The sequence below is a fragment of the Amycolatopsis sp. lyj-23 genome, assembly GCF_046549135.1.
Classification (GTDB): Bacteria; Actinomycetota; Actinomycetes; order Mycobacteriales; family Pseudonocardiaceae; genus Amycolatopsis.
Window position 1 is genome coordinate 313,286 of sequence record NZ_JAJPWN010000002.1, and the last position, 10,859, is coordinate 324,144.

Consider the following 10,859-nt stretch of genomic DNA (forward strand, 5'->3'; position numbering starts at 1 on the left):
TTTCGCCGTGCGTCAGCGGTTTTCCGGTTCGTTCTCGCGGCGCAGCCGCGGCCGGGCCCGGGCGGCGGTGAGCCGTCCGGCGAAACCGGCGACCGTGGGGTGTTCGAACAGCGTGCGCAGCTTCAGCTCGGCCCCGAGCTCGGCGCGGATCCGGCCGATCAGCCGGGTGGCGAGCAGGGAGTGCCCGCCCAGGTCGAAGAAGCTGTCCTCCGTGCCCACGTGAGCCACCCCGAGGACTTCGCCGACCAGCCGGCACAGAACCCGCTCCCGCTCGTCACCCGCCGGTCCCGATCCGGTACCCCGCACGGCGGCCGGGGCGGGCAGGGCCGCGACGTCGATCTTGCCGGTGGGCGTGAGCGGCATCCGGGGGAGGACGACGAGGTGGGTGGGCACCAGGTAGTCCGGCAGCGATTCCGCCAGCAGCGCGCGGAGTTCGCGGGTGTCGACCGGCTGGGTGGTGGTGAGGTAGGTGGTGAGTTGGGGGTTGTGGGGGTTGTCGGTGCGGAGGGTGGTGTGGGTGGTGGTGATGTGGGGGTGGGTGGTGAGGGTGGTGTCGATTTCGGTGGGGTCGATGCGGTGGCCGCGGAGTTTGGTTTGGGTGTCGGTGCGGCTGTGGAAGTGGAGGTGGCCGTGGTGGTCTTGGTGGACGAGGTCGCCGGTGCGGTACATGCGGGTGCCGGGTGGGCCGTAGGGGTTGGCGGTGAAGTGGGTGGCGGTGAGGGTGGGGTGGTTGTGGTAGCCGCGGGCGAGTTGGGGGCCGGCGAGGTGGAGTTCTCCGGTGGTTCCGGGCGGGACCGGCTGCAGGTACTGGTCCAGCACGTAGCCCTGGACGTTGTCGGCGAGCCTGCCGAGGGTCAGCACCCCGCGGTCGACCGGCGCGCCCGGCGGGATCCGGTACTCCATGCACCCGACCGTGGTTTCGGTGGGCCCGTACTCGTTGACCACGGTGGCGCCGGGGTTGCCCGCCCGCCAGCGGTCCAGCTCGGCGCCGCGCAACGGCTCTCCACCGAGCACGAGCTCACCGGTCACCGGCCACGCGTCGCCGTGCTCGATCAGCAGCGGCAGGTGGCTCGGCGTCGCCTTGAGGAACCGGGGTCCGGCAGCGGAGACGGCCTCGCCGTGCAGCACGTCGGCGACGTACACGCTGCCGCCGGCCACCAGCGGCCCGAACAGGCTGGTGACGGTGAGGTCGAACGCCAGTGAGGAGTACAGCGGCGCCGCGACCGCCAGCGACGGATACCGCCGTCCGCACCAGTGCAGGTAGGTCGTCAGCCCGCGGTGGGTGATGGCGGCGGCCTTCGGCCGGCCGGTGGTTCCGCTGGTGAAGATGAGGTAAGCGAGGCTTTCCCGGTGAATCGGCACGGCAAGCGGCGCGTCGCTTCGCGCCGCCACTTCCGCGGCCGCCGCCGCGTCGTCGAGCCGGAGGACTGCGACGCCGGTATCCGGCAGGCGGACGTCTCCCGCACTGACGACGAGATGCGGCCGGGCATCCTCGATCATGTGCCGAACCCGGGCGGCCGGCGACTCCGGGTCGAGCGGCAGGTAGGCCGCGCCGGTCTTCAGCACGGCGAAGACCGCGACCAGCACCTCCGCGCTGTGCCGCAGGGCGAGCGCGACGACGGTGCCCGGTCCGGCGCCGTACGCGCCGGTGAGGTGGCGGGCCAGCCGGTTCGCCCGCGCCGCCAAAGTCCGGTAGGCGACGGTTTCCCCGGCCGCCGTGACGATCGCGGGCCGGTCGGGTGTCGCGGCGGCCTGACGTTCGAACAGGTCGACGACCGTGACGGCCGGCACCTCGGTGGCGTTGTCGTTGGCTTCGACCAGCAGTTGACGTCGCTCGCCGGGAGAGAGCACGTCGTGCCGGCTGAGCGGGCGGTCGGGATCGGCCAGCATCGAGGTGAGCAGCCGTTGCCACCGCGTCACGATCGTCTCCGCCGTGGCGCGGTCGAAGACGTCCGCGTTGAACTCCATCATCCCGGCGATGCCGGCGGGCACGGCGCTGTCGTGTTCTTCCACCAGGTGCACCGAAAGGTCGAACTTCGCGACGTCCGCCAGCGCCGGGGCCATCGTCGTGCGCAGGCCGTCGAGGTCCAGTTCGGCGTCGGGGGTGTTGTCGAGGGTGAGGATGACCTGGAACAAGGGGTGCCACGCCAGCGACCGTTCCGGGTTCAGCGCGGCGACCAGCTGCTCGAACGGCAAGTCCTGGTGGCTGAACGCGGCGAGGTCGGTGGTGCGCACGCGGGCCAGCAGGCGGCGCGGTGACGGGTCTCCGCTCGTGTCGGTGCGCAGCACGAGGGTGTTGACGAAGAAGCCGACGAGGTCGTCCAGCGCGTCGTCGGTACGCCCGGCCACCGGCGCGCCGATGGGGATGTCGGTACCCGCCCCGAGCTTGGTGAGCAAGGCGGCGAGGGAGGCCTGGACGACCATGAAGAGGCTGGCCCCGCTGGTGCGGGCCAGGTCGACCATCCCGGCGTGCAGGGCGGCGTCGAACCGGAATCCGGCGACTCCGCCGCGGCCACTGGTGACCGCGGGCCGCGGCCGGTCGAACGGGAGCCGCAGGGTGGCGGGCAGGCCGGCGAGCGTTTCGCGCCAGAAGTCCAGCTGGGCCGCGCCGAGCGTGCCCGGCACCGCCGGGTCGCCCAGCAGTTCGCGGTGCCACAGCGTGTAGTCGGCGTACTGGACCGGCAGCGGGGCCCAGCCGGGGGCCGAGCCGTCGCGGCGGGCGCGGTACGCGGTCGCCAGGTCGCGCAGCAGCGGGGTCATCGACCAGCCGTCGCTGGCGATGTGGTGGAACACGAGCAGCAGCACGTGCTCCTCGGGCCCGAGGGCGGCGAGGTGGGCCCGGAACGGGACTTCGCCGGTGAGGTCGAAGGAGTACTGGCTGCGTTCGGCGGTGTAGGCCGCGAGCTCGCTCCCGGCCACCGCGTCCAGGGTGAGCACCGAACGGACCTCGGACGCGGACAGGACCCGTTGCCGCGGTTCGCCGTCCACTTCCGGAAAGACGGTGCGGAGACTCTCGTGCCGCGCGACCAGGTCGTTCAGGGCGGCCTCGATCGTCCCGGCTTCGAGGGGGCCCAGCAGCCGCAAGGAGAACGACACGTTGTAGGCCGGCGTCGCGTTGTCCATCCGGTTGAGGAACCACAGCCGCTGCTGCGCGAACGACAGCGGAAGCACTTCCGGACGCGGGCGGGGGGTGAGCCGTGCGCGGCTCGGGCCCGCGCCGGTCAGCACCCGGCCGAACGCGGCCACTGTCGGCGCCTCGAAGAGGGCGCGAACCGGGACCTCGGCGCCGAAGACGCTGCGCACCCGGCTGACGAGCCGGGTAGCGAGCAGGGAATGCCCGCCCAGTTCGAAGAAGTCGTCGTCGACGCCGACCCGCGGCAGGCCGAGCACCTCGGCGAACAGGCCGGTGAGGATGTCCTCCTGGAACGTTCGCGCCGGACGGCCCGGCTCCGCCGGAGTGGGCGCGGGCAGCGCGGCGACGTCGAGCTTGCCGTTGGGGCTCAGCGGAACCGAGTCCAGGACCACGAACGCCGACGGCACCAGGTGGGCGGGGAGCCGGTCGGCGGCGTAGCGGCGGAGTTCGCGGGTGTCGACCGGCTGGGTGGTGGTGAGGTAGGTGGTGAGTTGGGGGTTGTGGGGGTTGTCGGTGCGGAGGGTGGTGTGGGTGGTGGTGATGTGGGGGTGGGTGGTGAGGGTGGTGTCGATTTCGGTGGGGTCGATGCGGTGGCCGCGGAGTTTGGTTTGGGTGTCGGTGCGGCTGTGGAAGTGGAGGTGGCCGTGGTGGTCTTGGTGGACGAGGTCGCCGGTGCGGTACATGCGGGTGCCGGGTGGGCCGTAGGGGTTGGCGGTGAAGTGGGTGGCGGTGAGGGTGGGGTGGTTGTGGTAGCCGCGGGCGAGTTGGGGGCCGGCGAGGTGGAGTTCTCCGGTGGTTCCGGGCGGGACCGGCTGCAGGTACTCGTCCAGCACGAAGGCCCGCATGGCCCGCACCGGCGTGCCGATCGGGACCGCCCGCTCGGTCCGGTCCACTGCGTGGTGCGTCGCGTGGATGGTGGTTTCGGTCGGCCCGTACCGGTTGTGCAGCGCGACGTCTAACTTCTCGAACAGCTGGTCGCGCAGCGTCGCCGACAGCACTTCGCCGCCGCAGAGCACCCTGCGCAGTGACGGGCACCGGCCGCCCCCGACGGAGTCGAGGAACTCCCGGAGCATCGAAGGGACGAAGTGGCTCACCGTCACCGATTCGCGCTCGATGGTTTCGGCCAGCCGCACCGGGTCGCGCTCGTCGCCCGGTTCGGCCGGCACCACCGTCGCGCCGTGGGTCAGCGGCCAGAGGATCTCCCACGCCGCGGCGTCGAACCCGAGCGCGGCCTTGTGCAGCACGCGGTCCGCGGGTGTGAGCGGGTCCTCCTCCTGCATGCCCCGCAAGCGGTTGGCCAGCGCGCCGTGGGTGAGCACGGCCGCCTTCGGCACCCCGGTCGTCCCGCTGGTGTAGATCAGCAACGCGGCGTGGTCCGGGTGCGGTGGCCGGAAACCGCCTCCGGGAGCGGCCGCGGGCGCCGGTCGCCCGGGAACGACGACCGGGACACCGGTCTCCGGCACCTCGGCTTCCCCGGTGGTGAGCAGCACCCGCGCTCCGGCGTCGCCGAGCATGTGCGCGAGCCGACGTCGCGGGTAGGCGGGGTCGAGGGGGAGGTACGCGGCCCCGGCGCGCAGCACCGCCAGCACCGCGGTGACGAACTCCGGTGAGCGCGGCATCAGCACCGCCACGACCGTCTCCGGCCCGGCCCCGTGGTCGCGGATCAGCTGCGCGGCCAGCGCGTCGACCTCGGACGCCAGTTCGCCGTAGGTGGTGGTGCGGCCACCGGTGACGAGCGCGGCGTGCTCCGGGCGTTCGCGCGCGGCCCGGGCGAACAGCTCCGGGACGCTGGGCCGCGGCCGCGGTTCACCGGTGTCGTTGACCTTTTCCAGTGCCTGCTCCCGCTCGCCGGGCAGCAGGAGGTCGTGGCGCGCCAGCGGGACGTCCGGGTCGGCGCCGAGCGACCCGAGGAGCCGGGCCCAGCGCGCGAGCAGGGTCTCGGCCTCGGTTCCGGTGAAGTGGTCGGTGCGGTACTTGGCCTGCAGGCGCAGGCGCCGTCCGGGGAACACGGTCAGGCTCATCGGGTAGTGCGTGCTCGTCTGGCCGGCCAGCGAGCGGAGGCGCAACCCGGACCCGGCGGTCAGGCCGGCCTCGTCGAGCGGGTAGTTCTGGAAGACCACCAGCGTGTCGAACAGGTCGCGGTGACCGGCCAGGCGGTGGATCTCGGGGAGGCCGAGGTGCTGGTGGGGCAGCAGTTCGGCCTGGGCGCGCTGGAGGTCGGCGAACAGCTCCGGCGCGGTCGCCGCCGGTGCGGCGCGGATCCGGGTCGGCAGCGTGGTGATGAACAGCCCCACCATGTCCGCCGATCCGGTGAGGTCGGCCGGGCGGTCCGCCGACGTCGTGCCGAACACGACGTCGGTGCGGCCGGTCAGCCGGGCCAGCAGGATGCCCCACGAGCCCCGGCACACGGTGCCCAGCGTGACCCCGGCCGACCGGGCCAGCCGCGTCAGCGCCTCGGTGGCCGGCTCGTCGAGGGTGAGCTCGTGTTCGCGGACTTCGGGCACGGCACCCGGACGGGCCGCGGGCGCCAGCAAGGTCGGCTCGAGATCGCTGACGACCTCGCTCCAGGCGTCCCGGGCGGCGGCGGCGTCCTGCCGCCCGAGCCACGCGAAGTACTCGCGGTAGGGAGCGAGCCGCGGCAGTTGCGCGGCCTGCTCGCCGGCGTACAGCCGGAACAGCTCCCGCAGCAGGATCGCGAGAGACCAGCCGTCGTAGAGCAGGTGGTGGTTGGTCAGCACGACCACGTGGTGGCCGCCGGAGCACCGGACGAGGGTCAGCCGCAACAGCGGTGGCCGGGCGAGGTCGAAGCGCCGCGCGCGGTCCTCGGCGAGCACCCGCCGGATCGCGGCCTCCCGGGTGTCCGCGTCCAGCTCGCGCAGGTCGTGTTCCGCCCACGGCAGCGGCACTCCGGCCGCGATGACCTGCACGGGCTCGCGGACGGCTTCGTGCACGAAACCCGCGCGCAGCGCGTCGTGCCGGTCGAGCAGGGCCTGGCCCGCCGCGCGCAGCTGGTTCGCGTCCAGCGGCCCGTCGAGACGGAGGACGATCTGGAACGCGTACAGGTCCGGTCCGGACGTGTCGTACAGGCTGTGGAACAGCATGCCCTGCTGCGTCGGGGTGAGCGGCAGGATGTCGGCGACCCGTGCCGTCGTCATTCGGTGGCCCCCCACAGCTCGCGGACGCGGTCGAGTTCGTTCTGGGTGAGCGCGCCGTGCGTGAAGTCCGCGGGAGTGCGGGCGTCGGCGCCGTCGCCGGCTTCGGCGGCGGCGCACAGGCCGCCGAGGGCGTCGAACCACCGGGTGGCCAGCTCGCCGACCGTCTCCTCGGGCACCGCTTGGGCCGCCCACTGCCAGTGCGCGTGCAGTTCGCTGCCTCCTGGCCCGTCGGTGACGTAGCAGTCGAGCTCGATGGCGTGGGCCAGCGGCAGGTCCGCGTCGGCGTGGGCGCGCAGCGCGCCGAACTCCGGCAGCGGCTGCCAAGTCCCGTCGCGGACCGGGAACCGGCCGAGGTAATTGACCGCGAACCGGGGCGCCGGGCGCCCGGTCAGGTCCGCCGCGGCCGGGCCGCCGAGGTACTTCAGCCTGCCGAAACCTTCGCCGTGGCCAGGGATCTCCCGCAGCTGCCGCTTGACCCGGCGCACGACGTCGAGGGCGGCCGGGCCGCCGGCGAGCGCGCCGCCGGGATCGGCACCGGGCAGCGCCAGCCGGACGGGGTGGAGCGTGGTGAACCACCCCAGGGTGCGGCTCAGGTCGGCGCCGTCCCCGTCCCTCCCGTGGTGTTCCAGGTCGAGGGTCACGGTGTCGTCGTCGGAGGTGTGGAGGACGGCGAGCGCGAACGCGGCCACGAGGACGTCGGTGACGTCCGCGGCCAGCCGGGCCGGGACGGTGGTGAGGAGCGGAACGGTGCGCTCCCGGGGCAGGAGCCGGGTCAGCCGCCCGGCGGTGGCGGTGGTGTCGCGGCGGGGGTCGAGTGGTGGGCCCGCGGTGCCCAGCATTTCCCGCCACCGCGGCAGTTCGCGTGCCCGCGCGGCCGAAGTGGCATCGGCCGCCACCCGGTTCGTCCACTCCCGCAACGACGTCCCGACCGGGGCGAGGACCGGCTCGCGGTCCGTGCCGGCCGCTGCCCACGCCGACTCGAGGTCGTCCCGCAGGATCCGCCACGACACGCCGTCGACGGCGAGGTGGTGCACCACCAGGAGCACCGCGTCACGACCGGAACCGGTGTCGAACCACACGGCCCGGAGCAGCACCCCCTTGGCCGGGGAAAGCTCCGCGCGGGCGGCCGCGGTCGCCTCGTCGACGAGCGACGCGAATGCCCGCGCGTCGGAGCCGTCCGGCACGACGACCCGGCGGACCGTGTCCGCCGGGAGCTCCCCGGGCGCGGTGACGACCACGTCCTGGCCGTCCAGGCGCAGGCGCAGCGCGTCGTGGTGGCGCACGAGGGCGTCGAGTACCGCGGTGAGCCGCCGGGTGGTCAGCCCGGCCGGTGCCCGCAGCACGGCGGACTGCGCGAACCCGTCGATCCGGTCGCCGCGTTCGCGGAGCCAGCACAGGATGGGCCACGGCGCGACCGGGCCGACGCCGCCCGACGGGGCCGCCCCGGGATCGGTGACCGCCGGGAGGGCGTCGGCGAGCGCGGCGACCGTGCGGTGCCGGAACAGGTCGGTGGGAGTGCAGGCGATGCCCGCCGCCCGGGCCCGTGAGCTGACCTGGATGGCGAGGACGCTGTCCCCGCCGGCGCGGAAGAAGTCCTCGTCCACGCCGATCTCCGGGACACCGAGCACGTCGGCGGCGATCTCGGCCAGGATCTTCTCGCGCGGGGTACGGGGACTCGCACCGCCGGTACCGGCCGCGTCGGGCGCGGGCAGGGCACCGCGATCGAGCTTGCCGTTGCGGTTGAGCGGCATCGCGTCGAGCGGCACGTACACCGCGGGCACCAGGTAGTCGGGGAGCTGCGCGGCGAGGTGGGCGCGCAGCTGGTCGGCCGTGCGGTCCGCGCCGTCTTCGAACACGACGTACGCGACCAACCGGGGTTCCGCTCCGCCGTCCTGCCGGGCCGCGACCGCGGCCCTGGCCACGCCGGGGCAGGCCGCGAGGACCGCCTCGATCTCGCCGAGCTCGACGCGGAAACCGCGGATCTTGACCTGGTCGTCGCCGCGGCCGAGGAAGACCAGCCGTCCCGCGGAGTCCCACCGGACCAGATCGCCGGTGCGGTACATCCGCGCGCCCGGCGGCCCGAACGGGTCCGCCACGAACCGGCTCGCGGTGAGCCCCGGCCGCGCGAGGTAGCCGCGGGCGAGCCCGCCGCCGCCCAGGTACAGCTCGCCGGCCGCGCCGCGCGGCGCGAGCCGCAGGCAGGAGTCGAGCACGTAGCCACGGCGGTTGGCGATCGGCCTGCCGATCGGCGGGTCGCCTTCCGCGCCGTCGTCCCGCCAGCGCGTAGAGTAGACGGTCACCTCGGTCGGGCCGTAGATGTTCCCGATCCGCACGCCCGGGGTGCGTTCGCGGACTTCCGCCACCGCCCGCGCCGGCAGGGCCTCGCCGCCGAACACGATCGTGCCCGGCCGGGGCCCGGACGGGTCGGCGAGCACGCCCGCCAGCGAAGAGGGCACCCCGGCCAGGATCGAACCGGCCCAGCCGGCGTGCTCGCGCTCGGTCATCGCGAGCATGTTCGGGACGACCTCGACCGAACCGCCGGCGGCCAGCGCCGGGAACACCTCGAAGACCGACAGGTCGAAGTTGAGCGACGTGGCCGCCAAGGACCGCTGCCACGCGGCGGTCCCGAACTCCTCGATCGCGGACTCCACGAGATCGGCGGCCGCCCCGTGCGGGACCACGACGCACTTCGGGCGGCCGGTCGAGCCCGAGGTGTAGATGACGTAGGCGGGGTGGCCGGGCCGCAGCGCGGTGACCCGGTCGGCGTCGGTCAGGCCGGTGCCGGCCACGTCCGCCAGCCGGGCCCTCGTGGCGGGGTCGTCCAGCGCCAGAACGGGTGTCCCGGCCGGGACCGTCGTGGCCAGCCCGGTGGTCGTGACCACGATCGCCGGCCGGGCGTCCTCGATGATGAACGCGGTCCGGGCCGCGGGGTAGGCGGGATCGAGCGACAGGTAGGCCGCGCCGCACTTCAGCGCGGCCAGTGCCGCGGTCACCAGGGACTCGTCGCGGTCGAGGCGGATGCCCACGAAGGACTCCGGTCCGGCACCGTGGGCGGCCAGGAGCCGCGCGAGCCGGTTCGCCTCCTGATCGAGCCGGGCGTGGGAGAGGACCCGGCCGGCGCAGCGCACCGCCGCAGCTTCCGGGTGACGCGCGGCGGCCGCCGCCACCATGGCGGGCAGAAGCGTGCGGCCCGCCGGGCGCCGCGGTCCGGCCCCCAGCTCGAGCAGCGTGCGTGCTTCCGCCTCGCCGGTCACCGGCAGGCGGGCGACCGGCCGCCCGGCGCCCGGGCGGGCGAACTCGCCGAGGAAGCGGACGATGCGGTCGGCGTGCTCGTCCAGTGCGGCGGGGTCGAGCACCTCGGGGTGGGCGTCGAAGTAGAGCTCCAGCCCGGCGTCGTCGCCGCGGTGGAACACCGTGATCGACAGGTCGTCCACGGCGCCGGTGGCCAGGTTCCGCATCTGGACGGGCCCATGGCCGAAGTCGACGTTCCACGGGAACGGGATGATGTTGAGCAGCGGGCCGAAGAACCGGCGGCGGTCGGCGGGCCAGCCGAGCTCCGCGTAGAGGTTCTCGCCGCGGAAACGCTGGTGGCGCAGGACGCCGTTCAGTTCGGCCGAGGTGCTCGCCAGCACCGCGGCGGCGGGCTGCCGCGGGTCGACGGCCACCCGCAACGGCAGGATGTTCGACATCATCCCGGGGGTTTCGCGCAGCGCCTTGGCCGGGCGCCCGGAGACGGGAAGCCCGAGCACGGCCTCCCCGGTCCCGCCCAGCGTGGCGAACCACGTGGCCACGGCCGCGGTGAGCACGACCGGCCAGCGGGAGCCGTGCTCGGCGGCGAACTCCCGTAGCTCGGCGAAGCCGGCTGCGGGCACGGTGCGTTCGGCGCGGTGGAAGTCCGCCCGCACCGCCGACGGCCGCCGCCCGAGGTCGACCGGGGCCGGCAGGTCGGCGTAGCGGTCGAGCCAGTAGCGGCGATCCCGTTCGGCGGCGGGCGAACCGTCGTAAGCCTGCTGGGCCGCGAGGAGGCCTCCGAGGGGTGGCAAAGGGGTCCCGGTGTCCGCACCCGCGCGCAGGCCGCGGTAGATCCGGGCGGTGCGCTGCGCGAGCAGCGCGAAGCTCAGGCCGTCGGCCAGCGCGTGGTTGATGCGCTGGTACCAGAAGTGCCGGCGTGGCCCCAGCTTGAGCAGGGCCTCGGTGAAGAGGCGCCCCGGTGCCCAGTCGACCGGGCGGTGCAGGTCGCGCCGCATCCACTCGTGCGCGGAGGCTTCCGGGTCGGGGGCGCCGGACAGGTCGGCCGTCTCCGGCGCCCAGTCCGCCAGTTCGGTGACGATCTGGCGGGTGCTGTCCGGCGTGAACGCCAGGCGCAGGCACTCGGCTTCGCCGACCATGGTGCGCAGCGCCCGGACGAACGCGGCGTGGTCGAGTTCGCCGCGGATGTCGGCGTACTCGGCGCAGTTGTAGAACGGGTCACCGGGCTCCAGCTGCTGCGCGCGGAACACGCCGATCTGGCCGGCCAGCAACGGCATGGCTTCGGTGTGGTCCGGCCCGCGCGTGCGCATTGCTCGAAAACC

The 10,859-nt window shown here is 74.2% G+C and carries 2 protein-coding genes; both read right to left on the bottom strand.

Translation table 11 applies throughout. From position 1 onward, the window contains the following. Positions 1-12: 12 nt before the first annotated feature. Positions 13-6,288: an amino acid adenylation domain-containing protein gene (locus ACLJPY_RS04330; RefSeq protein ID WP_410586694.1), complete on the bottom strand. Its 6,276-nt coding sequence runs from the start codon at positions 6,286-6,288 to the stop codon at positions 13-15. After that, positions 6,285-10,847, bottom strand: a complete 4,563-nt coding sequence (locus tag ACLJPY_RS04335) for an amino acid adenylation domain-containing protein (RefSeq protein WP_410586695.1) — start codon at positions 10,845-10,847, stop codon at positions 6,285-6,287. The genes ACLJPY_RS04330 and ACLJPY_RS04335 overlap by 4 nt, the downstream gene beginning before the upstream one ends. Positions 10,848-10,859 lie beyond the last annotated feature (12 nt).

What these genes read in the sequence shown, in the direction of transcription:
- ACLJPY_RS04330 (WP_410586694.1), bottom strand. Translation starts at nt 6,288, where the DNA reads ATGACGACGGCACGGGTCGCCGACATCCTGCCGCTCACCCCGACGCAG.
- ACLJPY_RS04335 (WP_410586695.1), bottom strand. Translation starts at nt 10,847, where the DNA reads ATGCGCACGCGCGGGCCGGACCACACCGAAGCCATGCCGTTGCTGGCC.